This is a genomic window from Undibacterium parvum, from assembly GCF_003955735.1.
Classification (GTDB): Bacteria; Pseudomonadota; Gammaproteobacteria; order Burkholderiales; family Burkholderiaceae_D; genus Undibacterium; species Undibacterium parvum.
Genome location: NZ_CP034464.1, coordinates 2,342,960 through 2,368,724, shown reverse-complemented (window position 1 = coordinate 2,368,724; position 25,765 = coordinate 2,342,960). Strand labels below are relative to the sequence as shown.

General features: G+C 51.9%; 28 protein-coding genes. 8 read left to right on the top strand and 20 right to left on the bottom strand.

What is annotated here, in order from left to right; genetic code table 11:
* Nucleotides 1-183 precede the first annotated feature (183 nt).
* Nucleotides 184-582, top strand: a complete 399-nt coding sequence (locus tag EJN92_RS10305) for an OsmC family protein (protein WP_126127739.1) — start codon at nucleotides 184-186, stop codon at nucleotides 580-582.
* A 3-nt stretch (nucleotides 583-585) separates the two neighbouring features.
* Complete coding sequence (locus EJN92_RS10300) at nucleotides 586-1,458, top strand: pirin family protein (protein ID WP_126127738.1); 873 nt, start codon at nucleotides 586-588, stop codon at nucleotides 1,456-1,458.
* 243 nt (nucleotides 1,459-1,701) lie between these two features.
* On the opposite strand, the gene EJN92_RS10295 is transcribed toward EJN92_RS10300, so the two are convergent.
* The 7 genes from EJN92_RS10295 to EJN92_RS10265 all read right to left on the bottom strand — a co-directional run bounded on the left by EJN92_RS10295 (nucleotide 1,702) and on the right by EJN92_RS10265 (nucleotide 8,438).
* On the bottom strand, nucleotides 1,702-2,355 hold the full coding sequence (locus tag EJN92_RS10295) for a CBS domain-containing protein (protein ID WP_126127737.1): 654 nt from the start codon (nucleotides 2,353-2,355) through the stop codon (nucleotides 1,702-1,704).
* Between the two features lie 95 nt (nucleotides 2,356-2,450).
* Nucleotides 2,451-3,131 carry a hypothetical protein gene (locus EJN92_RS10290; RefSeq protein WP_126127736.1) on the bottom strand — a complete coding sequence of 227 codons (681 nt, stop codon included), beginning with the start codon at nucleotides 3,129-3,131 and terminating at the stop codon, nucleotides 2,451-2,453.
* Nucleotides 3,132-3,510: 379 nt separating this feature from the next.
* Complete coding sequence (locus EJN92_RS10285) at nucleotides 3,511-3,726, bottom strand: hypothetical protein (protein ID WP_126127735.1); 216 nt, start codon at nucleotides 3,724-3,726, stop codon at nucleotides 3,511-3,513.
* A gap of 544 nt (nucleotides 3,727-4,270) precedes the next feature.
* Entirely contained in the window at nucleotides 4,271-4,687 is a 417-nt protein-coding gene (locus EJN92_RS10280) for a hypothetical protein (RefSeq protein WP_126127734.1), read from the bottom strand.
* A 520-nt stretch (nucleotides 4,688-5,207) separates the two neighbouring features.
* Nucleotides 5,208-5,813, bottom strand: a complete 606-nt coding sequence (locus EJN92_RS10275) for an alpha-ketoglutarate-dependent dioxygenase AlkB family protein (protein ID WP_126127733.1) — start codon at nucleotides 5,811-5,813, stop codon at nucleotides 5,208-5,210.
* Between the two features lie 99 nt (nucleotides 5,814-5,912).
* Nucleotides 5,913-7,217: a hemolysin family protein gene (locus EJN92_RS10270; RefSeq protein WP_126127732.1), complete on the bottom strand. Its 1,305-nt coding sequence runs from the start codon at nucleotides 7,215-7,217 to the stop codon at nucleotides 5,913-5,915.
* Between the two features lie 327 nt (nucleotides 7,218-7,544).
* Nucleotides 7,545-8,438, bottom strand: coding sequence for a LysR family transcriptional regulator (locus tag EJN92_RS10265; RefSeq protein WP_227869795.1), 894 nt, complete (start codon nucleotides 8,436-8,438; stop codon nucleotides 7,545-7,547).
* 145 nt (nucleotides 8,439-8,583) lie between these two features.
* On the opposite strand from EJN92_RS10265, the gene EJN92_RS10260 reads away from it, so the two are divergent.
* From EJN92_RS10260 to EJN92_RS10250, 3 genes are all read left to right on the top strand, one after another.
* Nucleotides 8,584-9,201, top strand: coding sequence for a LysE family translocator (locus EJN92_RS10260; protein WP_126127731.1), 618 nt, complete (start codon nucleotides 8,584-8,586; stop codon nucleotides 9,199-9,201).
* A gap of 273 nt (nucleotides 9,202-9,474) precedes the next feature.
* Entirely contained in the window at nucleotides 9,475-10,026 is a 552-nt protein-coding gene (locus EJN92_RS10255; RefSeq protein ID WP_126127730.1) for a GNAT family N-acetyltransferase, read from the top strand.
* A gap of 40 nt (nucleotides 10,027-10,066) precedes the next feature.
* Entirely contained in the window at nucleotides 10,067-10,606 is a 540-nt protein-coding gene (locus EJN92_RS10250; RefSeq protein WP_126127729.1) for a SixA phosphatase family protein, read from the top strand.
* 117 nt (nucleotides 10,607-10,723) lie between these two features.
* Here the strand turns inward: EJN92_RS10250 and EJN92_RS10245 are convergent, their stop codons facing one another.
* The 3 genes from EJN92_RS10245 to EJN92_RS10235 form a co-directional block, all read right to left on the bottom strand.
* Nucleotides 10,724-11,176: a DoxX family protein gene (locus EJN92_RS10245; protein WP_126127728.1), complete on the bottom strand. Its 453-nt coding sequence runs from the start codon at nucleotides 11,174-11,176 to the stop codon at nucleotides 10,724-10,726.
* An 87-nt stretch (nucleotides 11,177-11,263) separates the two neighbouring features.
* Nucleotides 11,264-11,533: a glutaredoxin 3 gene (grxC, locus tag EJN92_RS10240; protein WP_126127727.1), complete on the bottom strand. Its 270-nt coding sequence runs from the start codon at nucleotides 11,531-11,533 to the stop codon at nucleotides 11,264-11,266.
* 181 nt (nucleotides 11,534-11,714) lie between these two features.
* Nucleotides 11,715-12,218: a YHS domain-containing (seleno)protein gene (locus EJN92_RS10235; RefSeq protein ID WP_126127726.1), complete on the bottom strand. Its 504-nt coding sequence runs from the start codon at nucleotides 12,216-12,218 to the stop codon at nucleotides 11,715-11,717.
* A 291-nt stretch (nucleotides 12,219-12,509) separates the two neighbouring features.
* On the opposite strand from EJN92_RS10235, the gene EJN92_RS10230 reads away from it, so the two are divergent.
* Together EJN92_RS10230 and EJN92_RS10225 are read left to right on the top strand one after the other, a co-directional pair.
* Complete coding sequence (locus tag EJN92_RS10230; protein WP_227869794.1) at nucleotides 12,510-13,721, top strand: serine hydrolase domain-containing protein; 1,212 nt, start codon at nucleotides 12,510-12,512, stop codon at nucleotides 13,719-13,721.
* Nucleotides 13,722-13,810: 89 nt separating this feature from the next.
* Nucleotides 13,811-14,290, top strand: coding sequence for a peroxiredoxin family protein (locus EJN92_RS10225; RefSeq protein ID WP_126127725.1), 480 nt, complete (start codon nucleotides 13,811-13,813; stop codon nucleotides 14,288-14,290).
* Nucleotides 14,291-14,456: 166 nt separating this feature from the next.
* Here the strand turns inward: EJN92_RS10225 and EJN92_RS10220 are convergent, their stop codons facing one another.
* The 10 genes from EJN92_RS10220 to senA all read right to left on the bottom strand — a co-directional run bounded on the left by EJN92_RS10220 (nucleotide 14,457) and on the right by senA (nucleotide 23,885).
* Nucleotides 14,457-14,807, bottom strand: a complete 351-nt coding sequence (locus EJN92_RS10220; RefSeq protein ID WP_126127724.1) for an HPF/RaiA family ribosome-associated protein — start codon at nucleotides 14,805-14,807, stop codon at nucleotides 14,457-14,459.
* 406 nt (nucleotides 14,808-15,213) lie between these two features.
* Complete coding sequence (locus EJN92_RS10215) at nucleotides 15,214-17,259, bottom strand: TonB C-terminal domain-containing protein (RefSeq protein ID WP_126127723.1); 2,046 nt, start codon at nucleotides 17,257-17,259, stop codon at nucleotides 15,214-15,216.
* Between the two features lie 126 nt (nucleotides 17,260-17,385).
* Nucleotides 17,386-17,802: an SRPBCC family protein gene (locus tag EJN92_RS10210; protein WP_126127722.1), complete on the bottom strand. Its 417-nt coding sequence runs from the start codon at nucleotides 17,800-17,802 to the stop codon at nucleotides 17,386-17,388.
* Nucleotides 17,803-18,304: 502 nt separating this feature from the next.
* Entirely contained in the window at nucleotides 18,305-18,931 is a 627-nt protein-coding gene (locus EJN92_RS10205) for a hypothetical protein (RefSeq protein ID WP_126127721.1), read from the bottom strand.
* 712 nt (nucleotides 18,932-19,643) lie between these two features.
* On the bottom strand, nucleotides 19,644-19,961 hold the full coding sequence (locus EJN92_RS10200) for a hypothetical protein (protein WP_126127720.1): 318 nt from the start codon (nucleotides 19,959-19,961) through the stop codon (nucleotides 19,644-19,646).
* A 120-nt stretch (nucleotides 19,962-20,081) separates the two neighbouring features.
* On the bottom strand, nucleotides 20,082-20,519 hold the full coding sequence (locus tag EJN92_RS10195; RefSeq protein WP_227869793.1) for a hypothetical protein: 438 nt from the start codon (nucleotides 20,517-20,519) through the stop codon (nucleotides 20,082-20,084).
* Nucleotides 20,520-21,231: 712 nt separating this feature from the next.
* On the bottom strand, nucleotides 21,232-21,510 hold the full coding sequence (locus EJN92_RS10190) for a hypothetical protein (protein ID WP_126127718.1): 279 nt from the start codon (nucleotides 21,508-21,510) through the stop codon (nucleotides 21,232-21,234).
* Between the two features lie 223 nt (nucleotides 21,511-21,733).
* Nucleotides 21,734-22,204 carry a hypothetical protein gene (locus EJN92_RS10185; RefSeq protein WP_126127717.1) on the bottom strand — a complete coding sequence of 157 codons (471 nt, stop codon included), beginning with the start codon at nucleotides 22,202-22,204 and terminating at the stop codon, nucleotides 21,734-21,736.
* Nucleotides 22,205-22,219: 15 nt separating this feature from the next.
* Nucleotides 22,220-22,363: a hypothetical protein gene (locus EJN92_RS21550; RefSeq protein ID WP_170174893.1), complete on the bottom strand. Its 144-nt coding sequence runs from the start codon at nucleotides 22,361-22,363 to the stop codon at nucleotides 22,220-22,222.
* Nucleotides 22,364-22,646: 283 nt separating this feature from the next.
* The gene (senA, locus tag EJN92_RS10180) at nucleotides 22,647-23,885 is read right to left on the bottom strand and encodes a selenoneine synthase SenA (protein ID WP_126127716.1); all 1,239 of its coding nucleotides are present in this window, start codon (nucleotides 23,883-23,885) and stop codon (nucleotides 22,647-22,649) included.
* 189 nt (nucleotides 23,886-24,074) lie between these two features.
* Between senA and EJN92_RS10175 the strand changes: the two genes are divergently transcribed.
* The gene (locus tag EJN92_RS10175; protein ID WP_126127715.1) at nucleotides 24,075-25,691 is read left to right on the top strand and encodes a glycine betaine ABC transporter substrate-binding protein; all 1,617 of its coding nucleotides are present in this window, start codon (nucleotides 24,075-24,077) and stop codon (nucleotides 25,689-25,691) included.
* Nucleotides 25,692-25,765: the final 74 nt, after the last annotated feature.

The window sequence follows — 25,765 nt, the reverse complement described above, 5'->3', positions numbered from 1 at the left end:
CCACCAGGCGCATACGGATTGCGTATAGCATGTACGCCATCATTTAGCGCCAGCGGGCTATCCGCCCAGTGAGCCGCCCCACTTCAGCTAGCGCTTGAGGCGAACTCCTGATGTACGCAAAGCGCGCCTTGGCCAAAGCGTGTAAATTATCGTTTTTCTAACTTCATTCACACTAGGCAAACCATGCTTATCAAAGCTATCCGCGACCAGTCGCTACCGATGCGTCATATTGTCCATGTGCGCAATCATCTGATTTCTACCGATGTCTTGCCGGACGAAGGCGGCAGCGATGCCGGACCTTCGCCGCACGATTTATACGACGCGGCACTGGCCGCGTGCAAGGCACTGACCGTGGTGTGGTTCGCCAAACGCAAAGGGATACCCTTAGAACAGGTCGAGACCACCACCGAGCGCGATGCCAGCGAAGAGCGCAAGGGCATCTATCGTCTGGCAGTGACACTCCACCTCAGCGGCGAGCTGAGCGATGCACAGCGCCAGGAGTTGCTAGCTGCTGCTGAAAAGTGCCCGGTTCACAAACTGATGAGCACAACAAGCACTGAAATAAGCACAGTATTGGCTTAAACCATGACGACATTTACGATTCTCAATGGCCATCAAAAAGATCTTGGCGGTGGCATGCTGATACACCGGTTTCTGCCAGCGGCAAGTAAGCAGGCGGTCGGCCCCTTCATTTTCTTTGATCATTTTGGCCCGCTGGATGTGGAGCCAAACGCCAAGCATGACGTGCGCCCGCATCCGCATATTGGGCTGGCGACCGTTACCTATCTATTTGAGGGCGCGATGGATCACAGGGACAGCCTAGGCTGCTTCCAGCGCATAGAACCCGGCGCCATCAACTGGATGACGGCCGGACGCGGCATCGTCCATTCAGAACGAACCCCAAGCGATCTGGCCGGTGTCGCGCACCGTTCCCACGGCCTGCAATTATGGACAGCCTTGCCGCACCAAAACGAAGAGGATGAACCCAGTTTCACGCATACACCGCATTCCGAGCTGCCCGTCATCCATCTCGATGGTGCCGTGGTGAAGGTGCTGATCGGCAGCGCTTTCGGGCAAACCTCACCGGTGGCCACCTATATGCAAACCCTGTATCTGGACGTCGTACTGGAGGCGGGGCAAGAGTTGCGCCTGACTGATCTGCCGCCCGAGGCCGCCATCTACCCGATTAGCGGCGAACTTGAGATCGACTCGCAGACCCTGCAATTGCACAGCATGGCCCTGCTGGCTGCCGGCAGCGCACCGCTGGTACGTGCGCACGATGCCTGCCGTTTTGTGGTGATAGGGGGCGAACCACTAGACGGGCCGCGCTTCATTTGGTGGAATTTTGTCTCATCAAGCAAAGAGCGTATCGCGCAGGCCAGCGATGACTGGGAAGCGCAGCGCATGGGACAAGTGCCCGGCGAAACTGAGTTTATCCCACTACCGCAGCGTCGCTAAGATAGCGCGCCCCGACTGCACGCCAGCCTAACGCTGGGGTCGCAGCGGGGCAGGTTCGATTCCATCATGTTCAAAATCGAAGACGTAAATTCCATGCAATTTACAAGGCCGTAACCCGCAGTAAGTAGGGTGCCAATTGCCGCAGGCGTATTGCACCGCATGGAATAGTTCATAGACGCCATGCGGCACAATAGATGAAAGCCATTGGCCTCAATTAAGTCCTTCACTTAGCTCCTACCAGACTCAACACCAAAGACTCAACGGCGGGTCTTTCATCAGCACTCTTAGCATGTCGCTGCGTGAGATGAAGCCGACTAGTCGCTCCGACTCATCTAAAATCGGCACACCATCGATTTCATACTCCAACATCACGCGAGCGATGCGGCGGATATCGGTCAGCGGTGCACTGGCAACAACCGGGCTGCGCATCACATCACTGACACGCCTATCGAGTACTTCGGTCGGCGCATCTTGCGAAAGATTAAGGCTAGTGAGCAGGTCGCGTTCACTCACGACGCCTATCAGTTTAGCTGCACTGTTGAACACTGGCGCTTGGTGTATTCCGCTTTCACGCATCAGTTCCCATGCCGCAGCAACGGTATCATCTACGTTCACGCTAATCACTTTGGTTTGCATAATTTGCCGCGCGTGAAACAGTGGGCCTCGTTCGAATTCGCTCGGCAAGGTCGACCGATAGGCATTGATTGCACTTTGTTCTGCGGTGGTAGGCGGCAAGACCTTGGCAGGAAATTGACTAGGAATAATATCGGCACCTAGCTCAGCCCCATCCTCCTCCACTGAGCGTCCCTGCTGCGCGCGACGCATCGGATTTACACGACTAATGCCTTCGTATGAGCCTGAATACACTCTCCCAGTGACGCCATAAACCGAAAACATCATGACTCCTCAATTGTAAGCACTCAGCTACGCATTGATATTCATAGCGCAGCCTATGCACTGCTTCACATCATTCATCCGATGCCAGATTCGCGCTAACTAATACTGTGAAGCGCCAGCTTCTCGATTTTCAATTGCACCATGGTCGCTGACTTTTGAGTGGTCGTTAACTTGTAGCGCTCTTGCTCTTTCAAGTATTCCTGAACCTCGGTTTCCTGATTCGCTGAAACAGTAGTCTCTGTGTAGCCTTGCTCGATAAAAGCATCACGATAATGCTGACGAACTTGTTTGAAGTCGGCCTTGCCTTCAAACTGGGCGCTCCCCGCTTGATCCCACGCGATACGTACCATGCCACTGTAACGGGCAATAGGCGCAATATCAGTTCCACTGACTTCACGTAGCGCCGCTCGCTTCAAATCCAAGCCACTCATCACGCTCTCTAACGTGTCTGTTGCCACCGCCGCCCCTGGCACCAACCCCTCTAATGCCTCCCTTGCCCCAGGTACCGCAGCTTCGAGTGTTTTGCTGGTCCCCGGGATCACATGTTCAAGCTTACCCAGTACAACTTCAGATATTTTTGGCGCGCTATTGAGCATATCGGCGGCAACATCCCGACTTTGATACAACAGCCATTGTGCCGAAGCGATTAAAGCCCAAATCAACATCACTGCCACAAATAAAACACTGCCGACTATCCAATACAAGGTTTTACGAGAAATGCCCGAGCCTGAGCGGAAATAGGCTGATGCATACGAAAATAAGCTACGTGAATCCATGGACCTACTCCTAATAAAAGCTATCTTTACAGCGCTTGCGTCAATTATTATAGGCAAGGAATATACCTCTAACAAATCGAAAGATGTACGCATTTAGATCGAATATTTAGATGTATCACGCTAAGGCCTGCCCATTAGCAGAGCCACGACAGCCGGTGTCATCCATTCGCCTCAAGTTTTAAGAAGTCGAACAAAATACTCACAAATTATCGCGATAAAAATGTGCTTCTAACGGCATCACATTAGTTTTGCAAAATATCCTCGTGCCCTGTGCTTCATTGCTGGTTGCGTGAATCGCAGCAGGCAGCCATGTGGATCTAGCGGAACTGGCGTTGCTATTAATGCGGATGTGCGCACCCGCCTAGCAGGCTAAGCAGCTTCAATCGAGAGAATTTATACGCTCAGCGACTAGACGAAATAAAAAGCTCAGCTTCGAATATAGATCGAAGCTAAGCTTTTTGACCTGGCTTTTGACCTGGCTTTTGACCTGGCTTTTGACCTGGCTTTTGACCTTGGTTTTGACCTTGGTTTTGACCTTGGTTTTGACCTTGGTTTTGACCTTGGTTTTGACCTGGCTTTTGACTAGAATTCGCATGTGGCGCTGCCAATTGTGCGGGGCAGAAAATGGATCAGAAGTGAAGCTGTCTGAGCGCAGCGAGTTTGCTTCATTTCCCATTTTACGACCTGCATAATTGGGCATCCCGCAGGGACAGCGACTTTGCGTCGCCTTTTTTGGCATACCTTTTTTGGCGGAAGCAAAAAAGGTATGTAGTTGCCGGTCTACCACCGGCCAGCAATCACACAACAACGACAGAAGTAGAAACAAGACCAAGCCACAGCAAAGCAAAAACAGCATGCCGCCATCACGCATATTCCATGCGGCTCTCAGGCCTATGTGCTTGAAGAAGCGCATGGAATATGCGCGCTGGCAGGATGCTTATGAAATTTCATACGGCGCAATAGATAAAGCCAATTGCGCCCTACGATTGCGCCTTACCGCGTTAATAGATAAAGCCGATTACGCCTTACGGAGTTGAGTAAGAATATTGAATACGTCAACACAAGACCTGACCCTATCAAGTGCCTATCAAGTGCGCAAGACCTGACCCTATCAAGTGCGCTATCAAGTGTTCTTTAATTCAAACTATGCATAAAGCAAGTGCTTGGCGTAGGGCTTTGGCTAGTACTAGATCGCTGGCATCGTGGGAAGCGACTATTGGAGCGAGATCTTTGAGCCATGCGCCTTTTCCTGCGGATGAATTGTCAGTCGATTTAAGTTGAATATGGTCCGAATATTCATAACAACCAACTATTTTGGTTTCTTTAAAAAATTTTTTATCCGACACCTCGCCGCGATCTTCGTAATATTCCGCCATCATAGCTTGATGCGCTTCTTTCTCTTTATACATATGCGGAGAATAAAATCCTGGATTGCGGTTATTTAAGCAAGCTCGCAATGCTGCTCCAAGCACTTCTTCGCTATCATTAATGTTAAGTTTGGTGAATTTTCCATGCCCACCCAATAATCCATTCGATGCTCTTGATTGACTCGTCATCAACAACTGTCCATTAGAGCGCAAAAAAATTTTACAACCTTGCTCACATCGTTCCATTACTTCCTCACGTTGCCTTGATAATTACAATTTTTATTCCGTTCGCTGTCGCATATGCTATCGCACGATTCACCGCTGCAATCTGCGCTGCAGTACCACCAACTCGGTAAGGCGTAATCCGTAGGGCGCTAATAGCGAAGCGTATTACGCCGAATGGAATCGTTCAAAAACTGCAAAGACCGAGCGACGCCAACATCATTAACCTGCCTGTCACATCATGTACACCCGGGAGTCATAGGGGTCAGCTTCGATTATTTTTTACTGAATATTTCTAAATTTCAAAATCCAACACGCATATCCGACGCTGCCTGCAGGCCCATATCGTGCCACGAGCCGCATGAATATTGCGCGGTCAAATTCTGATATTTCAAATACTCAAGCATGTTGCGGCTCAGCATCGCTGTGCAATTAAGCTAGGCTGACGCTACCCTGTTGCTGGCCGACTTGCCACCATTCACAGTATTTATCTGTCTATGCTTCTGAAGGTGAGGTTGATTCTGGCTTGGCTGATGCGTTTTGTCGGCGGTAGCCGGTGCAGCCAATGGCTTTGCGTTGTGCCCTTCATCACCAATAGGCTGCCGTGCGCTAAGACTAAGGAAACGATTTCTTGGCTGACTTTGTGTTTGAATGCAAATTTTCGTTCTGCGCCAAAACTTAAGGAGCCAATCGCGCCATTTTTTTTCAGATCTTTTTCGGCATCGCTATGCCAGGCCATGCCTTCCTCACCGTCATGGTACAAATTGAGTAGGCAAGAGTTGAATTTTTCACCGGTTCTTTCTTCGACAAGTGCTTTTAATTCTAATAATTCTGCGGTCCACGGCAAGGCGTGCTTGGTGGTATTTGAATAGGTGTATTCAAATTTTTTGTCGCCATACCAGGCTACTTTTCGTTTGGTCAGTATCAATTTTCCATAGATCAAGGCCTGATCATTTTCCCATGCAATGCTCTTCATCAAACAGGCGAAATAATCATCTGCCTGTTTGGCTGGCAAGAGTTTGCCGTAATAATTGACGACACCATCTTTGGGTAATAAATTGTGTGCGGCGTCTAAGTCGTCAAATAAATCCATTTTTTGTATTCTGTTTTAAGAAGGCAAAAGTGCCCAGCCTGGCCTTGATTTCGAAACCGCATACGCATATTTCATGCGCTCTACAGAGCAAAAATGCTGCTAGTTTGACGCAACAACTGCTGAGACCAATAAACGATCAATACGGTTCTTGTCGAGATCGACGACTTCGATACGTAAGCCTGCCCATTCGAAATATTCCGATGACTTGGGGATGTAGCCAAAGTGGGTTAACACAAAGCCAGCCAAGGTATGGTAAGAGCCTGAGGTTTCTTCGGGAAAGCTAAGGTCTGTGCCCAAAATTTCACGAAAACGGTTAAACGAAACGCCACCGTCTATCAACCAGGAGCCATCTTCACGTTGTACAGAATCGGCTTCTTGATTATTGTCGGTCGCGGCGACATCACCGACTAAAGCGCCGAGCACGTCACTTAAGGTAACGATACCTTCAATTTCGCCATACTCATTGATCACCAGCGCCAATTCAGCGCGATTTTTTTTGAATGCTTCGAGTAACTGCATGGCGCTGAGCGATTCGGGTATGAAGAGCGCAGGCGTGACCGCTGCCGCAATATCGACATTGACGATGGACTGTTTTTCTATGGCTTGATCAAATAGGTGACCAGCATGAATGATGCCGATGACGTTAGACAGGTTTCCTTTGCAAACCGGAAAACGACTGTAAGGGCTGGCGGCAATTTTCTTTAGGTTGTATTGAAGAGATTCTTCGATATCAATGAAGTCAATATCCATGCGCGGTGTCATTAATGCCGCCACGCGTTGATCGTCAAGGCGTAGTGCGCGCGAAACAATCTCATGTTCAGTTTTTTCAAATAAGCCGGCGTCGGTTCCCTCTTTCAGCATGCCGGTAATTTCTTCTTCGGTGACCGCATTATTTTTAACTTGATGTAGTCCCATTAAACGTAACAAGGCTTCGGTCGTGATGGTCAGAATTTTGACAAATGGCCCCATCATCTGTGACAAGCGCTGCATAGGCGCCGCGATCAGTGAAGCGACCGTCTCTGGATATTGCATGGCAATTCGCTTTGGTAACAGCTCGCCCAGTATCAAAGACGAAAAAGTAATGCCCACAACCACAATGACTAATGCGACTTCTCTGGCAAATTGCCCAATGAGAGGCAGTTGCTCGATTTTTGGCATGAGTTGCGCGACTAAGGAAGCCTCACCAAACGCACCATTGAAAATGCCGATGAGCGTGATGCCAACTTGTATGGTGGATAAAAAACGACTTGGGCTGTCGGAGAGCACTAAAGCAGCTTTCGCGCCACGGCTACCATTGTCGGCCAGTTTCTGTAAGCGAATTCGCTTGGAAGAAACCACCGCAATTTCTGACATGGCAAACAAGCCATTGATCAGAATCAAACCAAGGATAATTAATATGTCCATTGCCGGAGGGTACTTCGCATGGTCCTACCCCCATTTATTGAAGAGGGCTTATTGTAACCAGAATTTTTTCCTTGGTGTAGCGGATCGCCTTATTTGATAGGCAGCAATCAAATAGCGGCTGTTTCAGGTATTTTTCCCCAGCTGGATTCGCTGTCTTAGCTTTGTTAGCTGCATTGAAAATAGATCAAATTCGCATGCGGCCTTTTATTTACGCGCTGGGCGGCACTGACGATCCAAGATCTGCGCATGGCAAGCGAGGGCCGAACTACTAGTCCGCTGCATGTTATGTAGCCGCAGCTGATACCGAGTGTGGTTCAAAAAATTTCTTCAAAGCGCCGCAATATTCAATCGCGTGGTTTTCAACTCATCTCTTAGCCAATCCAAAAAAGCCTGGCGCCGGTGATCAGCAGCGAAAGGAAGGGGCGACAGCAAATAATATTCCGAGCCATCTTCCACGAAACCAAATGGGGCGATCAAGCGGCGGTTTTTTAGCTCCTCTTCAACCATGTAGATCGATGCCATTGCCACGCCCAAGCCGGCGCTGGCAGCCTGCAGAGTCAGGTAAAAATGTTCGTACTGGGTGCTGCTGGGCGACAGCAGCGGCGTGCCGGATGCCGCTTCCCAGCGCCGCCAGGCGTCCGGGCGCGATGCGGTCTGCAACAGACTTTGCTGATCCAGATGCAAGTTTCCGGCTTTCAGCAAGGCGGGTACGCACACCGGCGCCACCAGTTCTCGCGCCACAGGCTCGGCGTGGCAGTCTAAGCCCCACTTGAAATCGTTGCGTCGCAAAGCCAGATCGACATGACTACTTTGGAAATCAATCGCACCACCAGCGGCGAACAGGTGTAGATCTATGCCAGGACAGCAGCTCTTAAAACTATTGATGCGCGGGATTAGCCAGCGCATTGCCAGCGTCGGTTCGCACGACACCACCAGCGCTTGCTGGTAGTCGGGTCGCCTGATCTGACGTATTCCTAGCGCCAGCTGCTGCATCACTTCGCTGCAGGTCAATTTGAAGGCAGCGCCTTCTCGGGTCAGAAAAACTGCCCTATTCCTGCGCTCAAACAAGGCCACACCGAGCGCTTCTTCTAGCTGCATGATCTGGCGGCTGACCGCGCCATGGGTGACGTGCAGCTCTTCCGCTGCGCGCACGAAACTCACGTGTCGGGCGGCCACTTCAAACACCCGAATCGCGTTCAGGGAAGGCATATGGAAATTCATCTGTGACTTTTTCTCAAGGATTTTGTCTAGTATAAATCGATTTTCAAGTTTCTTTGCTTCCCTGAGAATAGGACTTATACCAGCCAGTAGGATCGCCTAAGCAGGCGGCTGTGTCATTTTTAATCCCACACCAGGAACATGCTTTATGAACGAATTAATTACCGTTGCCATCATCACTATCCTGGCGGTGATCAGCCCCGGCGCCGATTTTGCGATGGTGACCAGAAACAGCTACCTGTATGGCCGCCGAGCCGGACTGCTGGCGGCCACCGGTATTGCACTAGGGGTACAGGTGCACGTGATGTACACCATGCTGGGGGTGGGTTTGCTGATCGCCCAGTCGCCCAGCTTATTTGGCCTCATCAAGATCATCGGAGCGCTGTATTTGGTCTACATCGGCTACCAGACTTTTCATGCGCGTACGGTCAGCACAGCGGCGAGCGCGACCGAGGCCGCGCCCAGTAGCGCTGCATCTTTGCTCAACGGCTTCATGACCAATGCGTTCAATCCTAAAACGACCTTGTTCGTGCTCAGCACCTACACCCAAGTGTTGCATCTCGATAGCTCGATCACGCGGCAGTTGGCTTACGGCTTGTTCATCTCGTTCGCCCATTGGGCGTGGTTTAGTCTGGTGGCACTGTTCTTTTCATCGAACAGCTTGCGCGAGCGTATGCTCAGATGGCAGAGCATCTTGAATAAAATGATAGGTGTGGTGTTAGTTGCTCTAGGCATGATGTTGGCCTACCTACCGATGACACACTAAAGCTGAAGAAAATGCTGAGGGTTGTTTTAAAATTTCAGGCTTTTCAAAACCCAACACGCCATCTCCGTGCGCCAATCAAAAGCTTCAGCATCTGGATATTGCGCAGACGGTTTTTGATGGTCGACATCTCAGCTTGCTGAAGCAAGCGATAGAACCGGCCGCTATCAAGGCTTGAGCGGAGGCTTAGTTTTTCGAGTCTGCGTGCGGCAGTGCGCTTGTGTGGCGCGCATAAAACGCCTTATCATGATCAGCTCTTATGCCAAGGAAAATAGTATGAAAATTCCCAATAGTGCGCGTTTGCAGTTTGAATTGATGGACGATAATGATGCGCCATTATTGTTTGAATTGGACCAAGATCCTGTGGTCATGCGCTTTATCAATGGTGGCAGAGCCGCGACTATGGATGAAATTAAAAACGCAACCTTGCCACGTATGCGCGCGTATACCAATCCAGCGCAAGGCTGGGGTCTATGGAAGGTGACCACGCTGGCAAGCCAATTGGATAACCCGTCCTGCTTTATCGGTTGGATCTTAGTGCGCCCCATGGGCTTTTTTAGCGATACCCCTGCTTTGCATGATATAGAAATAGGCTGGCGCTTCAAGCAAATGACTTGGGGCAAAGGCTATGCCACAGAAGCGGCCAAAGCCGTTCTGCAGATGTTGGCGCAGCAAGCCGAGGTCAGCCATGTCTCGGCCATCGTCGACCCAGCGAATCTGTCATCGATTGGCGTCATGGAAAAACTCGGTATGCAATTTTTTAAACGCGATAGCTACCCTAGCCCAGACGGTCCAGAAGAAATGCTGTGCTATCAAATAGCGGTTTGACGAGCACGCGGCCTAAGCATCTCACCCAAAAGGAATTTGTATGACATTTCTATCTCGTGTACTTGGCGCGCTCGCATTGCTGCTGGCGACACTGTTACCCTCCCTGGCGAATGCTGAGAGTAAATTTATTTATGTCACCCGGCACGCCGAGAAGGCCGATGCCAGCACCGATCCGGCGCTCTCGCCTGCAGGTCTGATCAGGGCCCAGAATATTGCCGCGACACTGAAAGATGCTGGCATCGCCTACATCTTTACCACCACCTTTGAGCGCACCCGACAAACTGCCGCTCCGCTAGCCACGCTGCGCAATCTCACTACGCAAACTTACCATGCCAACACGCCCAGCGCGATGGCCGCCTTGGCCCAGCAATTGCGTGCGCTACCGGGCAACACGCTATTAGTCGGCCATTCGAATACCGTACCCGAATTGGTGCGTCTGCTCGGAGGCCAAGCTGTGCCAGCGATGGCCGAAACAGAATTCGACCGAGTGTATCAGATTGCGATCGGCACTAACGGCGATCTAAGCACCAGCTTGCTGCATTCGCTACCCATCAGTACACAGAGCAGCGCTGCGCACTAAATATTCAGTATTTTGAAACAGCTTGCGCATATCGGATGCGGCCTGCAGGCCAATATCCTGCCAGCAGCCGCATACAGCTTGCGCATACGAATTTGTGCAAGCTAAAAATCGTCAAAATTATGGCGTTTTGGATCGAGCGCTTAGCCAATAATCCAGGCTCAATATGCCAGGCTTAGCGACCATCAAGAGCGCCAGGATGATTCCCCATTCCAGATGGTCTTGCAGTGCGACAGGCATATCGCCCAGCACATGGTAGTAGGCAATCACGGCGACAATATTGAGTAAGAATAAGCCGGCAGCAGAGAGCCGGCTCATCAGGCCGAGCAACAATAAAATCGGCAGTAACAACTCGCAGCCGGTGGCCAGATAAGCCGCTAGCTCAGGTGCTAACAGCGGCACATGATATTCCTCTTCAAATAAGCCCAGCGTGCTAGCCCAGTCGCGCCATTTGCTTAAGCCCGACCAGAAAAATATTTTGGCAATATAGCCACGCGCCGCTAGTTGCACTAGTGGCGCAAGGCGGGCTTGCAGCACTGTCGCACATTTTTCAGCGTTTAAAATTGTCTCCATTATCAACATCGTGCTGCCCTCCCAGGCGTTGTGTTGTCAAGCCTATGTCAAACCTGCGCCAGCGGCTCTCGGTCATCCGATTAAAATTTATGCTGAGTCGGTGGGTGGCGCGCTCAAATGCGCTAAACCACCGGCTAGTTCGAGTGCATTCAGGTCATCGAATCCGCCTATATGCGTCTCGCCGATAAACAGTTGCGGCACGCTGCGCCTACCCGAGCGCTGCATCATTTTGCTCAATTCGCCAGGGTCACGGTCGACTAAAATTTTGTCGTAGGCGATGCCTTTTTGTTGCATCAACTGTTCTGCGCCTGCGCAGTAAGGACAGCTTAAAGTGCTGTACATGGTGATTTTGTTCATGATGCTATCTTCTTTAAAAATAGGACTTACGCAAAACCGCCCCAGCGTCGTTGTATCCGCCTTGCCGTACTGAAGTACTGTCTTCGGCGGCACGCCTAGCTGGGACAGTTTTGCGTAAGTCCTAAAATCAGTCTAGCGTGTTGCATACCAGACTGATCTTGCTTCGATAAAAGCTCTGCACTTACAGGCTATTTGGAGTTTTGTCTTTGATCGTTGGCCAGTTTCCCTGAGCGGTTTTCAGATTGCCTGGTACGTTTTCCAACCATTTTTTCTGTATGTCTTTATTCACATTCAGATACAGTTTGTTATCCACCACACGCCATGCTTGCGGGTCACCATCTAACTTTTTTTCCAAGGCGACACCCATGGCACAAAAGCCACCGAACTGCGGTGCGAAATGCTCAGGATTGGCGATAAATTTGGCACGATTTTCTGCATTCGCAAAATGGTAAGTTGCCGCACCGTGCTTAGCACTGAAGTGGGCATTGCCTAAAGTCGGTGCACCCACGCTGAAATAGGCAACTGCATCGTAACCCTTGAGCGCTATCTGTTTGGCGTCCAGGTTGATGGCGCTGGTCGACGCCTCATCATAAGCGAATGCGGTGAGTGGCACACTGGCGACAGCAGCGATCGATGCGGCAAAAACAGATAAAACCAAACGGCGAGTTAGAGAGATCTTCAACATGATGCTTCCTTTAAATTGAGTAAGAGGTTTGCGACTCCGATCCGCAATGCGTTTCGAATGAAGACACTTTAATCAATTTCAAATTAAAGGAGAATATTCTAAAATTACAATACGTTATTCCATTAATTGGAATAACGTATGCCCATCCAATAAGCTGAAAAAGACAGTCTTGATGAAAAGTGAGTCGATGCCAGCAATGATTAGTGTGACAATTTATGCATTCTGGAATACAGTCTTTAGCTGTTTGACTGACTCATCCATACACTAAAATTTAGGAGCATTCGATTGAAATTGAAAAAGCTTATTTGGACTAGCCTTGGCGTATTCGGGCTGGCAGGGCTGGCCGGTCTGGCTGCCTGGTTTAGCCTCGATATAGAAACCCAAGGGCTGCTGGCGAGCATGCCAACCAACCGCGATGTGCTGTTTTGGAGCCAGCCGCAGCGCGATGCCGCGTTTCGCGCCTTGGATCGCTTACCGATACTGGCCAAATCGCGGGTCGTCGCGGCTGCCAGCACGCCTTCTGCCCTGCCACTAGGCGCGCCCTTAAAGTTAGAGCTCGATATCGATGCGTATATGGCCATGCAGCGCAGCGCTGCGCTGATCGTGCTACAGGATGGCAAGTTACGCATGGAGCGCTATGGCTTGGGTTTTGACGCGGCCGGGCGCTGGACCAGTTTCTCGGTCGCCAAATCGTTTACTTCTACCCTACTCGGTGCCGCAATCAAGGATGGCTACATCAAGAGCATGGATGAGATGGTCAGCGCCTATGTGCCAGAGCTGAAAGGCTCGGCCTATGAGCAGGTCAGTATTCGCCAATTGCTGACCATGACATCGGGCGTCAAGTGGAATGAAGACTACGCCGACCCGAATTCCGATGTGGCGAAATTCAATAACCACAAGCCTGCCGACGGTAGCGATGCGCTGCTCAGTTATATGCGCCAATTGCCACGCGAAGTGGCGCCCGGCACGCGCTGGCACTACAGCACCGGCGAGACCAATCTAGTCGGTATTTTAATTAATCGCGCCACCAAAAAAAGTCTCGCCAGCTATCTATCTGAAAAAGTGTGGGTACCGGCCGGCATGCAGCAACCCGCCACCTGGATACTGAGTAAAACCGGGCAGGAAATAAGTGGCTGTTGCATCCAGGCTGCGGCGCGCGACTATGCGCGTTTCGGGCAATTTATTCTGAACGGTGCCATGAGTAATGGACACAGCATACTGCCAGAAGGCTGGCTGCAAGAAGCCACCAGCACGCGTATCGGCATCGGTAAGCCTGAGCGCGGTTATGGCTATCAATGGTGGACCAATAGCGATGGCAGTTTTGCTGCGCGCGGGATTTTTGGCCAAGGTATTTTCATCGACCCCCAACGCAAGCTGGTGATCGTCTCTAACGCCAACTGGGCCGGCGGCGCGCGCGATGCCACAGCGACGGCATCGCGTGATGACTTTTATCGTGCAGTACAAAAAGCGCTGGATGCGGAGGCAGGCTTAAGCGCGCAATGAGGCGTGACACAGAGCGCTGCACAGAGCGCTGCACTGCGGGCCTCTGTGTCGCACAGTCACAATGTCGTTTCCAGTCTTAAGGCGATCTTATGCATCCGCGCTTAGCCCCAGCTTTACAGGTAAGCCAGTGGTTTAATACCGAACATGCTTTGAGTCTGGAATCTTTGCGCGGCAAAGTCATCGTGCTGAGTGCCTTCCAAATGCTGTGTCCGGCTTGCGTCCATCACAGCGTGCCGCAGTTGCAGCGTATCTTTGATCTGTTTGATCCCCAAGATGTGGCGGTACTCGGTTTGCACACCGTGTTTGAAAATCATGCGCAGATGCAGCCTACGGCACTGGCTGGCTTTATCGCGCAACATCAACTCAGCATGCCAATCGCGGTCGATACACCAGACGGCCAGGCTGGTCTGCCACTCACCATGCGAGCCTACCAAATGCAGGGCACGCCCAGTTTCATGTTGATCGATAAAAATGGCCTGCTGCGCATGCATCGTTTCGGCCAAAAAGACGATCTCAGTATAGGCGCGGCGATTGGCCAGCTGTTATCCGAAGTGGCTGAAGGGCGATAAAAAACCAGCCTAAACTCTGACAGAGTATATTTTTCGGCATGCAAGCCAGCAGGCGCATAGCGCTTACACAGACCTGGCGCGCGGCGCAGAAAAAAGAGCCGCATCAATTAAAAATCGATGCGGCTCTTTTTTTGTCTACTACAAAAATAAATCTGTTCAGAGAAGCTTACTCGGAAGTCTCTAAGTCGGGAACGCTACGATCTATCTTGTTCAATCGTCCCACGCTGGTATCGAGCATGCTGATCATTTTTTTGCTGGCGCCATTAACCGCTTGCTCTAGCGTTTCTGCGGTTTCGGTAACCGACATAGGCTGTAGTCCGGAGAGGCGTACTTCGAGTAAGCAGCGCTTATCGTGAGGCCCAGGTTTTGCCGCACCATTGACGTCGCTCAGATGCGCTTCAACGCGGGTAATTCTATCGGCGAAACGATGCAGAGCGTGCTGTATGAGCGCTTCCACTTTGTGAGAGAGTGCTTCGTGGCCAGAGATATTTCTGTCGGTGTTGATCTGAATTTGCATGAGTACTTCCTCCTAGAAATCTTGTTTGAGATGGTTCGTTTGAACTTCACTTAAAACAAGTTGCTTCACGTCGGGGTGACGTTTTGTCGGGATTTTCGTCGCGAGAAATTGCTTAGCAGGGATGCTAGACAAGACTCACTTTCAGCTTAGGCTGTGCCTAATGAGAAATTAATTTATGCTGCTAAAAAAAATTTATAACAGCCAATCAATCTGGTTCCAGTATAACAAAATTTTGCAAGGATTACGAGCCTTCGCAGTTAGCGACCTTGGTAATCATGCTGGCAAAGCACAATAAAAACACACGACTACGATGGGATTTAAATTTTTTTTAAGTATGTCTTGGTACTCAAAAAAGCACAAAAAAATTCACTTATTTCTGGTATTTTTTTGCGCTTTTTTGGTTTCATCAGTACAGCCGTATGCTGCTGTCGAAGTACCAGGTTCTGCGGATTTCTATCACATCATAATCCTTGAGTAACGCCGCCGGAAATGCCGGGTAATTGACCTGACTGTAGACGATGCGGCGTATCGCTTCGTCTATCGCCGGCACGCCGCTGGAGACCGCAAAAGTGACCGACTCCACCGAGCCGTCGCTGCGCACCGCCACCATCACCATGGGATCGAGGTGCGGCTGTTTAAGCGCCTCGCGTACCATGTCTAAACTCATGCTGCGCTCTATCTTGTTGCCCCAGGTTTGCGCGTACGCGGCCAGCTCTGGGTTGGGATCGGTGCGTGCCAAAATTCTGCCGCGCCGCGCGCCGCTGGTCGAGGGTAACTTACGCAGGGCCGCAGCATCGCGCTGTGCCGCTTCTAAGTTCAACTGCCTACCGATGGCGCGCAGTTTTTCCTGACGTTGTTCGGCCTCGGCTTGCAAGGCCGCTAAGCGCTTCGCTTCCAACTCTAGCGCGAGGCGGCGGCTGCTCTCTTGTTGTGCGGCGACCTGACGAGCGCTCTCGGCTAGCGCTGCGGCTTGCCGTGCGGCGTCTTGCAATTTCGCGTCTTGCAGCTGCGCCAGTTGTTGGGCTGCGGCTTGCTCAGCGGCGAGCTTAGTTGCAAGCTTATCTGCAAGCCTGGCGGCTTCGGCACGCGCCGCTTCCTGACGGCTCGCTTCTTGCTGCGCCGCGGCCAGTTTTGCCGCTGATTGCTGGGCTAGTTGCTGGCGTTCAGTCTCTATTTTTGCGGCTTCTAAGCTTGCTGTTGCTAGCCGTGCCGCTTCGCTGCGGGCGGCTTCTAGTTGTGCCGTCTCTTGCAGCTTCGCCTGCTGTTGCGCGGCGACTTTTTTGGCTGCCTCTTGGCGCTCCGCGGCTTGCTCAGCGGCGAGCTTATCTGCAAGCCTGGCGGCTTCGACACGCGCCGCTTCCTGACGGCTAATTTCTTGCTGCGCCGCAGCCAGTTTTGCCGCTGATTGTTGGGCTAGTTGCTGGTGTTCAGTCTCTAATTTTGCGGCTGCTAAGTTTGCCGTGGCTAGCCGTGCCGCTTCGCTGCGGGCGGCCTCTAGTTGTGCCGCCTCTTGCAGCTTCGCCAGTTGTTGTGCAGCGACTTTTTTGGCTGCTTCTTGGCGCTCGGCGGCTTGCTCAGCGGCGAGCTTATCTGCAAGCTTATCTGCAAGCTTAGTTGCAAGCTTAGTTGCAAGCTTCTCTGCAAGCTTGGCGGCATCGGCACGCGCCGCTTCCTGACGGCTAATTTCTTGCTGCACCGCAGCCAGTTTTGCCGCTGTTTGCTGGGCTAGTTGCTGGCGCTCAGTTTCTATTCTCAGCGCTTCTAGCCGCGCATTTTCCTGGCGCACAGCCTCTTGTTGTGCGTCCGCCTGCTTTGCTATTTCCTGGGACTCAGCGACGCGTTTTTCAGCCTCATTTTGCGGATCTTGCGCTGGCTCGGTCAGTGCGACCGGTTCTGTTAGTGGCGGCGTGGCGACCGCACTGACAGCCGTTGGCAACTCGGGCCTAGCAGGCACGCGCCAGTTGGGTTGTTCAGCCTTCGCCAGCGCGATCAAGTCTGCGCTAGTCGTCGGTAAGCTGGGTTTTTTCAGCGCTGGCTGCTCGGCTGCTAAAGGCGCAAGCACGGCGGCACTCGCGGATGCGGCCCGCTGCTTGGCCTTGCGCGTTTTTTTCGGCGGACTCTGCGCGGCGATCGTGGCAGGCGGCAGCGCTGCGGGTGTGGCGCTGAATTGCGTGAGCGTGATCCCTTGCGGTGGCAGCGCTATTGGCGGTGCTAGCTCGGCACTCAGCAAGGGCGCAACGGGCGCAGCCAATGCTGCGGCAGGCGCAGTGAGAGCAATATGCAGAGCGGGGATTTCGTAGCGGCGCTCTGGCCAGACTGAGGCTAATCCAGCATGCCCCAGCCCCTGCGCATTGAAGGCCAGATTCAACAACAGCGCGTGTAGGCTCAGGGAGATCAGCAGCCCTAAGCTCAGGCGCTGCTGGTCAGACAGGGGCGAGATCTGGGCTGGCATGACAAGAATTTCTCATTTCCATTTAAAATCGAAACCCCTCATTTTGTGGTCGGACTGTCAGCTACTTAAGCAGAGTATTCCACGCCTAGCTTCTTGTTACAAGTAAGACTTAGGCAAAATCGCCCATCAGGCGCTGCGCTCTGCCAGCGCCTTTAGCCGGCTCAAAGTGATAGGCAGGCCAGCGTTGAGTTGCTTGCACAACATAGGGCCTAGCAGATACGACAGCAAACCTGAGAAGCTCACGCGATGGATCACCTCGGTGGCGCCGGCCAGCGGTTTTAACTCGTGCTCGAACAGCATGCCAAACAACGGTATTTTAGACACCACCGTAAAGCAGCGGTCGGGCTCCACTTGGGTCAGCAACATAGGCACCGTCATGCCCTTAGGCGGCGTGATACGGCCACGGCTACCGACCTGAAATGGGCCATCCAAAGTCGCCTGTTTGGTATCCGGATCCCAGGTATGCCAGTTCTGCACATCCTGATAAATACGGAACACCGTGGCAGGCGTGGCAGCGATGACGATACGGTGTTCAATCTGCATTTGGAGCTTTCAAAAAAGTGAAGAATGCGTATGAAATTGATTTGCTGATGGCTATATTTTTTTACTTCTAGAATTGTCCGGCGACTTAAAGTGTATCCACCAAAATAGCGGGAGCGATAGCATCCCAAAAAAAGCAAGAATCGCAATCCATGCAAATTTTTGATGTGGCAGAAAGTCTGTTGACTGAATCAGAAAAATCGAAAAAATAAGCAAGACTCCTACCCAAGTCAGCCATGCAGCTATCGCGAAGGGGAGTATGTTCAATCCATTGGCCAAAAAAAACGCGCTGTACAACAAATAAAAAGTAGATATAAGCGGCGTAAAACTCAAAACACCCAATAGATTGACTGCGCTCTTATCCATGTTTTTTGATAGCATAATTTTTCTAGGTAATGATTTTTAAGTTAGCGCTAACCGGCGCGGCTTTATCGCGCAGTGTTCAGCAACTGAACGGAGCGAGGTTGAGTGCCGAGTTAGGCATTTATCTTTATTTGGTGGCCAGTTATTTCATTTTGTGGGCCCATTTTCCACTTTTGAAATAGAAAACCAGAGTAACTAGCAACCATCCAAGCAACAAATCCCAGAATTGTTGAATAAAAATGATCGGCACGATTGGTGCGAGCAATACGATCCTCGTCCAGCCTGTGAGCGGAGCAAAACGAGATACAAAACTACCCGAAGGGCAAACTGCCGGGGAGTCAAAGCCTGGCGGCTTGCACCCCGCCATAGCAATCACTTTGTCAGAATTAACTGTACCTATGATGGGGGTTCCGAACGCGACTGAAAAAGCGATAAGACCAATAAGTGATGCCCAAAACAGTTTCAGGTAGATCTTGTCGAAGATCGGCGCAGATGCGTTGGCTAGTCCTGTGATTGAAAGCCCCCAGAGTCTGCGGATTACATTTAGGGAGTTTTGGGTTGCTGTGCCCTTAGCTAACTGTAACGGAGATGGAATTTTTTTCTTCAACAGGCCGACCATGACAAGCAGCCCTCCAAGGGGCAACGCTATGTCAAACAGTGCCACCTCAGACACATAAATCATATCGGAGGATTCTGTCCATTGGCCAAAGGCAAGAAGAGTTGCTGGGGCAACGGCTATGGCAAGTCCGATTGAGATGAGTCGGTTCATAAACGCCTATCGCAAAATTGAACGGCACGCGCTAGCGTGTCCGGCGGAACGGAGTGGAGCGATGTCGAATATCTTGTTATTCGACATACTAAATGACACCAAAGTGCTTTAAGAGTGCGAGCGAAACGAGCAATAAGAAAGTAGCCCCGAGCAAGCTTATTGTGAATGCACTAATCGTGTACGATTGCTTAATTTCTTTGCTTGATTCGTTTAAAAACATATTAAATGAAAACGTTTTTTTGAACATGTTTTGTAAACATAAAACACAGAACTGCGAGTATGACTAACAATGTTGAAATAAGGGTGATCGGTATTTTCATCTTGATGCATAAAAATTTAAGAGCAAGCTCTCAAAACCAAAGTTCAACTTGGCTTTCCAGCGATGTACTGTGAATGCGATTAGTACCAAAAAAATCGTGAAAAGCGCCATATTAACGGCTTTCATTCTACCAAAATATTGACATATTTGAAATCAAATTTCATATTTTATTAACCAGAAGTCTAGCCATTTTTACGCGCTACCAGCGGCGTCAGCGCAGCTTTCGATGCGCGTCTGGCTATGCATACTCCCCAGTGGTATTTTTAAAGTATGCAATAAATCTGTGCGAAAATGGCCTATTTTTTGAAAAAAATAGGGGAGTATCTGATTTTGAGGGATTTTTAGAAGGGACGTACTGGCTTGCTTAGGCGGCGTACAGTGGCCGCTTTGGCTTTAGTCTTGGTCACCATCAGGCGCGTTCAGACTGGCGATGCCCCAGGCTAGTAGCCATGCGATCAGCAGCCAAAAGCTGCATAGAAAAACCCAGCCGAAAACGGTGGGTGGGCACCAGCCCCAACCGCAGGCACCGTGATGTTGCAGCAGGCCGGGGATGCCTATGCTGTGGAACAAATAAATCGACAGATAGGGCAGCGCCACGATTAAACCTATCGGCGTATCCAGATACGCTGGCCACGCCAAGCCGGGCAAGGCCAGCAAAATCAGGCCGGCAATGATGGCCGCTAAAAATTTGAGTGTGCGTGGCTGTAACATGGTTTTGCCTCACTGTTGTGCGCCTGGCGCTAGCGCGGTGCAAGCCTAATCTAGTAATTTCTCATTTCCTGCGGCGCGTTCAATACAGCCGATTAAGCCGATTGTGCCCTAGGTTTGCGCTTACCTCGCTAGCTGCGGCATTTTGTATTGCTCGACCAAACCAAGTAGGAAGCACACGCCACAAAAAAACCAGACTGGGCTAGCCACCAGCTCCCATCTATCCAGATGCTGCGCCAATACTAAGTGCGCAATCCCTATGCCGCCACGCACCAGACAAAGTAAGGCGATGTTGGCGAGTGCCGATTTTAACAGGGGTATTTTACGAATTAAACCGGCAGCAGAAAATGCAAATACAGTACAGGACAAAAATAAAAGTCCAATCATAAAGGCACCTGCCGGCGCCAGTAAAGTTGCTTGTTTCACTGATTCCAAAATGATAGGCGGAGCATGGGCAAAAGCGTACCAGCTAAGACCGCCAATGATACAGAGCCAATGCCAAACTGCCGTAGCCGCGGCAATGATACCGGCGATAACTAAGAGCTTAGCTCGAATATTCATTTCCACCTTGATTCCATTTTCGTATGATGCCTAGCCAAAGCAGATCAGCCGGCCCTGCCTATAAATTGCGCAGCAAATGCGCTTATTGGAGCTGTGCAGCGACAAACAACAACACCTCAATTCGCCCCATCAAACCAAAACGGCCATGCATCGCGGTAGGTTCATCGTCTCTGCGTGGGCACAAAAATGTTCCCACCCTAGCAGGCTTGATGTTGCTTGTCCGTGTGGACCGAAAAGTTAGGTTGCAGATGCCTCATGACTCTCTCCGTACCACAATTGTTTCAATCTCCTTTTCTCGCCCCCTAAAGCCCGAACCGTCTGGCTGCTGATGAAACACCTGTTTTTCCATGAAGTGCAAGGTTATCTTTCGCACCGCCGGAATCTCCTTCATCGCGATTTCGGCAGCCTCCTTTAGCTTTCGCATGTCTTTCAGATCTGTCACTTCGTAGTAAGTGAAATGCGGGGACCCATTCACTCCAGGGCCGACATAGACTATATTTCCCGAGTGAGTTCTATCGGCATTTCGCGTGTCTGATGGTATTACTCCAGCAGCGTCTAGATACTTACCAACTCTCCCAGCAAGCTCAGAGTCCTCAGCGGAGGAAACGCAGCCGAGCCGGAGTACGGAAACAAGCGAAATGAAGAGGCGACGGATCATTCTGAAACCTAACGCCGAAATGACCGGGGCAAAGCGTCTGAGTCGATTATTGAGTTATGTGTTTTCACGTGAACATTTCTTAACTAAGCGAAATTCGTTTGGGAACATATACAGGCCACCAATGCCTACGCCGTCTGGTTCCTCCCATTGGATGGAAACGCTGACTTTCATTCCGCTTTCCACGATTTCATCAATTCGGTATTCGTTATTGATCATTGCCTCGTGATGCGGGCGCTCAACGTCTGTAAGGCAGTTCTTCAACAGATCTTCATTGATGGACAAAACACGCACAATGTCCCCGACTTCAACTTCGTTTCCATCAATATCATTCATCGTCATCACTACACATAACGTTTGAGTTGTGGGGCGCCACAGCCGTCCCACACGAACGACCAGTACGTAGGGTGGGCACAGCATCATCGTGCCCACGCGTAAGGCTTAAGCAGCAACACACCACCTTAAACCCATCAAACCAAAACGGCCATGCATAGCGGTAGGTTCATCTCTGCGTGGGCACAAAAACGTGCCCACCCTACCAGGCTAGAGAACTGATCGCTCATGAAACCATTGCCTGCGCAAATTCAGTTGGCGCTCTGAGACGCAGTTCAAGTCTAAAACTTTCGCCAGGCGAACGATCAATATTTAACAGAACCGAACTCCCAAGTAATCCAGACTTAATCTCAACGCTTCGCACGGCAGATCGAGGAACGACTATTTCAAGTCCATAAATTTCGGGAAGAAAAAACATAGTGAATGGGAAGTGCGGACGGACAATCAGTTCGTTCCGTGTAACAGCGACAAACAAGCAATTTCTTGCTCCCCCGAGGCGACTGACGAAGTTACGTAGAGATCGGCCAGACGTCCATCGCTCCATGAACAAGGAATTTTCTGGCTTCACAATACGCATTGGTTTGGATTTGATTTTGCGATATAAGACTGATGCAATAGCAACCAGAACAATCCAGCCAAAGGCAACCGTGTACAAGGCCCAGAAATTATCTTGCATAAATTGGAAGGGAAATGGCATGTATTGGTTCTCTAACTAGATATGTCCGTCACCCTGACGGGCGAAACGGACGGGTGTCGCATAAAAATTTAAGAGCAAGCTCTCAAAACCCAAATTCAGCATGGCTTTCCATCGACTTACGGTAAATGTGATCAGTAAAAAAATCGTGAAAAGCGTCATTGCTATAGTCTTTCATTTTATCAATAATATTGACACATTTGAAATTAATTTCAATATTTTATTTTCCAGAACGCTAGCCCTGTTGGTGCGCTGTCAGCTTAGCCCGCGTTGCCTTTTCGCTTCTTTCGAAACGCTGCGACTCGCGGCTTAAGCGCATACTCCCCATGGTATTTTCTAAATGCACAATAGCTATGTGGGCAAGCAGCCTGTTTTGCTTAAAAAACGGGGAGTATCTGTTTTTGCGGATTTTTTGCAGCCTGATGCGGGTGGCGCTTGCTGCGGCTTACAGTGCCACCGTGCGTAAGCCGGCGAAGATGTCCTGGCGTTGCGGCTGGAAGAAGTTGCGGTAGTGCGGATGGTGTAAGCGTGCGTGGGTGGCGAACGCGCCGCCGCGCAATTCGCTGTGCGTGCTAAACCAGGGTTGCGAGTAGTCGGCGTAGGGGCCGGCGACAAAGCCGGGGTAGGGCAGAAAGGCGTCGCTGGTCCACTCCCAGACGCTGTGCCCCCACAAAAAATCGGGCCGGGTGCTGGCTGCGTATTCCCATTCGGCAGCGGTGGGCAGGCGGCGCTTGGCCCACAGGCAATAGGCTTGTGCTTCGTAGGCATTCAGATGGATGGCGGCGGCTTGTGGCGCTAGCGGCAGCCATTCATCAAACCAGCGGGTTTGCCATGCGCCGGTTTTAGTTTTGCGCCAGTGCTTTGGATGCGTGGCGCCGCTTTGCTTGCGCCAGACTCCGGCTTGTGCTGGCCAGTAGTCGGCTTGGGTGTAGCCGCCTTGCTCGACAAAATCGGCAAACTTGCCCGCCGTCAGTGGCGCGCTATCGATCTCAAACGCGGCCAGCGTGACGCTGTGTGGCGCTTGCTCGTTATCGAAGGCAAAGCCGGGGGCATCGTGCCCGCTGCCGAGCTGGATCTGCGCGGCCGCCAGCTGCAGCGGCTGGCTAGTGGCCACCAGCGGTGGCGTGCAGCCATCGGGAGCTGGGTAGCCGAGCGCGGCGCGCATCCAGTAAAAAGCTTCGGCGTGCATGTCTTCATGCAGCAGGGCCAGTCTATGAAAATACAGGGCGGCGTCGGCGCTGCGGGCGTCCATGTTGGCGGTATCCGGGATGGCGGCCAGACAGGCGGCTAACTGCGCGGCCAAAATGTGAGCCAGTTCGGCGCGGCTAGGCATAGGCTCTTGCCAGCGTTGCGCGTGCGCTAGCCGGGCCGAATCAAACAAGCGATCCGGGCCAGCGTAGCACGGCGCTTGTTGTGCCTGGACATAGCCATCCGCAGTGCGCTGGTGCGGGCCGCGCAAGATCCAGAACTCGGCGAACCAGGCGATATGCGCGAGCTCCCAGGCCACAGGATTGACGCCGCTTTGATAGGCTGGCCGCCACTGGGCATCGCTGAGATCATCCACCAGCGCCAGCAAGCGGCGGCGGCTATCGCACAGCGCTGCGGCTAAATGCGGGCCGCTGAGCTGGCGCGCCGAGCTGAACGCGGGCGTATTTTGCGGTGAATTTGGCGGCAACATCGACATAACAAGACTCCGGTAAGCGGCGCTGTGGGTAGGCGGCGCGCTAGCAGATTAGCACAGCTTTTAGCCGAAAATAGGCTGACGTCGCTTTGTTGTGCCAGGCACGCCAGTGCAGCGCTTTGCCGCAAGTTTGTCTGGCATGCGGGCGGCGGCACGTGCATACTGCCAGCATCCGCCTTTGAAAAATAGTCTATGAAAAATCAGCACTATCGCCCCGCCATCAGCATCTGCCTAGCGCCCGCGCGCGGCCTGAATCTGTATTGGCTGCGGCTGCTGTTAGCTGGCTTGTTGCTGTTCAGTCTGAGCGCGCCTCACTCTGTGCAGGCCGCGCAGGCGCAGCTGCAGATAGGCTCGAAGCGGTTTACTGAATCGTATATTTTAGGCGAAATTTTGCGCCTAAAACTGGCGCCTGAAACGCTCGCCGAGCATCGTCAGGGCTTGGGTAATACCGCGGTGGTGTTGGCCGCCTTGCAGGCTGGCAGTATTGATATTTATCCCGATTACACCGGCACGATTAACTTTGAAGTCTTAAAACACACTAGCCCCACGCCTTTGCCGCAGATGCAGCGCGAGTTGGCACAACTGGGCTTAGGGATGGCTTTGCCGCTGGGTTTTAATAATAGCTATGCGCTGGCGATGCGCGAGCCAGATAGCCAGCGACTCGGGATACGCCGCATCAGCGATCTGCTGCGTGCGCCGCAATTACGTCTGGCGCTCTCGCCCGAATTTTTTGGGCGTAACGATGGCTGGCCGGCGCTGGCACAGCGCTACGCCCTGCCGCAGCAGCCACGCGTCTTAGAAAACGGCATCGCTTACGAGGCGCTGGCCAAGCAGCAAGTCGATCTGATCGATGTGTATGCGACTTCTTCGCAGATAGGAAAATACGGCTTGCGGGTTTTGATCGACGATCTGGCTTACTTCCCGCGTTACGATGCGGTGCTGCTCTACCGGCTCGATTTGCCTAGCCGCTACCCACAGGCTTGGGCCAGTTTGCAAAGTCTGCAAGGCGCGATTAGCGATACCCAGATGCGCGTCATGAACGCCCAGGCTGAACTGCAGGGCCAGACTTTTAGCGCGGTGGCTGCGGCATTTTTAGCCACCGCATCTGCGCCCGGCGCCGCGCCGGTATTGGCGGCCGATGCGGCATTGCCGGTGGCGCTGACCAGCCAGCCTGCCGCGCCCGCCGCCAGTTTGCTGCAGCGTTTGTTTGATGAAAAATTCTGGACGCTGAGTTGGCAGCATCTGACCCTGGTTTTCGTCTCGGTGGCACTGGCCTGTGTGGTCGCTGTGCCTTTGGGCATCTTGGCGGCCTACCGCCCGGCCTTGCGCCAACTGGTGATGGGCAGCGTAGGTGTGTTGCAGACGGTGCCGGCGCTGGCCTTACTGACCATCTTGATTGCGCTACTCGGACAAATCGGCCTGCTGCCGGCGCTATTGGCGCTGTTTGTCTACGCCTTATTGCCGATCGTGCGCAATAGCTGTACTGGCATCTTGCAAGTGCCTGGCGGCTTACGCGCGGCTGGTCTGGCGCTAGGTTTAAATAAGTGGCAAAGGCTGCGCTACATCGAACTGCCGCTGGCCTTGCCCACCATCTTGGCCGGTATTAAAACTGCAGCGGTACTCAACGTCGGTAGCGCCACCATCGCCGCCTTTATCGGCGCTGGTGGTTATGGCGAACGCATCGTCATCGGGCTGGCCATCAATGATCAAAACATGATGCTGGCCGGTGCAATTCCGGCTGCTGCTTTAGCCTTGCTGACTCAGCTTTTGTTTGAGTTAGCCGAAAAAAAATTGCCTGGCTACCGCTAATTGAGCGCTAACAATCCAGTGCAGCTGCATTCGCTCTGACGCCCGCCTGGTTCTGCCGGGTTGGCGCGGCGCAA

What these genes read in the sequence shown, in the direction of transcription:
- EJN92_RS10305 (WP_126127739.1), top strand. Translation starts at nt 184, where the DNA reads ATGCTTATCAAAGCTATCCGCGACCAGTCGCTACCGATGCGTCATATT.
- EJN92_RS10300 (WP_126127738.1), top strand. Translation starts at nt 586, where the DNA reads ATGACGACATTTACGATTCTCAATGGCCATCAAAAAGATCTTGGCGGT.
- EJN92_RS10295 (WP_126127737.1), bottom strand. Translation starts at nt 2,355, where the DNA reads ATGTTTTCGGTTTATGGCGTCACTGGGAGAGTGTATTCAGGCTCATAC.
- EJN92_RS10290 (WP_126127736.1), bottom strand. Translation starts at nt 3,131, where the DNA reads ATGGATTCACGTAGCTTATTTTCGTATGCATCAGCCTATTTCCGCTCA.
- EJN92_RS10285 (WP_126127735.1), bottom strand. Translation starts at nt 3,726, where the DNA reads ATGCGAATTCTAGTCAAAAGCCAGGTCAAAACCAAGGTCAAAACCAAG.
- EJN92_RS10280 (WP_126127734.1), bottom strand. Translation starts at nt 4,687, where the DNA reads ATGACGAGTCAATCAAGAGCATCGAATGGATTATTGGGTGGGCATGGA.
- EJN92_RS10275 (WP_126127733.1), bottom strand. Translation starts at nt 5,813, where the DNA reads ATGGATTTATTTGACGACTTAGACGCCGCACACAATTTATTACCCAAA.
- EJN92_RS10270 (WP_126127732.1), bottom strand. Translation starts at nt 7,217, where the DNA reads ATGGACATATTAATTATCCTTGGTTTGATTCTGATCAATGGCTTGTTT.
- EJN92_RS10265 (WP_227869795.1), bottom strand. Translation starts at nt 8,438, where the DNA reads ATGAATTTCCATATGCCTTCCCTGAACGCGATTCGGGTGTTTGAAGTG.
- EJN92_RS10260 (WP_126127731.1), top strand. Translation starts at nt 8,584, where the DNA reads ATGAACGAATTAATTACCGTTGCCATCATCACTATCCTGGCGGTGATC.
- EJN92_RS10255 (WP_126127730.1), top strand. Translation starts at nt 9,475, where the DNA reads ATGAAAATTCCCAATAGTGCGCGTTTGCAGTTTGAATTGATGGACGAT.
- EJN92_RS10250 (WP_126127729.1), top strand. Translation starts at nt 10,067, where the DNA reads ATGACATTTCTATCTCGTGTACTTGGCGCGCTCGCATTGCTGCTGGCG.
- EJN92_RS10245 (WP_126127728.1), bottom strand. Translation starts at nt 11,176, where the DNA reads ATGGAGACAATTTTAAACGCTGAAAAATGTGCGACAGTGCTGCAAGCC.
- grxC (WP_126127727.1), bottom strand. Translation starts at nt 11,533, where the DNA reads ATGAACAAAATCACCATGTACAGCACTTTAAGCTGTCCTTACTGCGCA.
- EJN92_RS10235 (WP_126127726.1), bottom strand. Translation starts at nt 12,218, where the DNA reads ATGTTGAAGATCTCTCTAACTCGCCGTTTGGTTTTATCTGTTTTTGCC.
- EJN92_RS10225 (WP_126127725.1), top strand. Translation starts at nt 13,811, where the DNA reads ATGCATCCGCGCTTAGCCCCAGCTTTACAGGTAAGCCAGTGGTTTAAT.
- EJN92_RS10220 (WP_126127724.1), bottom strand. Translation starts at nt 14,807, where the DNA reads ATGCAAATTCAGATCAACACCGACAGAAATATCTCTGGCCACGAAGCA.
- EJN92_RS10215 (WP_126127723.1), bottom strand. Translation starts at nt 17,259, where the DNA reads ATGCCAGCCCAGATCTCGCCCCTGTCTGACCAGCAGCGCCTGAGCTTA.
- EJN92_RS10210 (WP_126127722.1), bottom strand. Translation starts at nt 17,802, where the DNA reads ATGCAGATTGAACACCGTATCGTCATCGCTGCCACGCCTGCCACGGTG.
- EJN92_RS10205 (WP_126127721.1), bottom strand. Translation starts at nt 18,931, where the DNA reads ATGAACCGACTCATCTCAATCGGACTTGCCATAGCCGTTGCCCCAGCA.
- EJN92_RS10200 (WP_126127720.1), bottom strand. Translation starts at nt 19,961, where the DNA reads ATGTTACAGCCACGCACACTCAAATTTTTAGCGGCCATCATTGCCGGC.
- EJN92_RS10195 (WP_227869793.1), bottom strand. Translation starts at nt 20,519, where the DNA reads ATGAATATTCGAGCTAAGCTCTTAGTTATCGCCGGTATCATTGCCGCG.
- EJN92_RS10190 (WP_126127718.1), bottom strand. Translation starts at nt 21,510, where the DNA reads ATGAATGATATTGATGGAAACGAAGTTGAAGTCGGGGACATTGTGCGT.
- EJN92_RS10185 (WP_126127717.1), bottom strand. Translation starts at nt 22,204, where the DNA reads ATGCCATTTCCCTTCCAATTTATGCAAGATAATTTCTGGGCCTTGTAC.
- EJN92_RS21550 (WP_170174893.1), bottom strand. Translation starts at nt 22,363, where the DNA reads ATGACGCTTTTCACGATTTTTTTACTGATCACATTTACCGTAAGTCGA.
- senA (WP_126127716.1), bottom strand. Translation starts at nt 23,885, where the DNA reads ATGTCGATGTTGCCGCCAAATTCACCGCAAAATACGCCCGCGTTCAGC.
- EJN92_RS10175 (WP_126127715.1), top strand. Translation starts at nt 24,075, where the DNA reads ATGAAAAATCAGCACTATCGCCCCGCCATCAGCATCTGCCTAGCGCCC.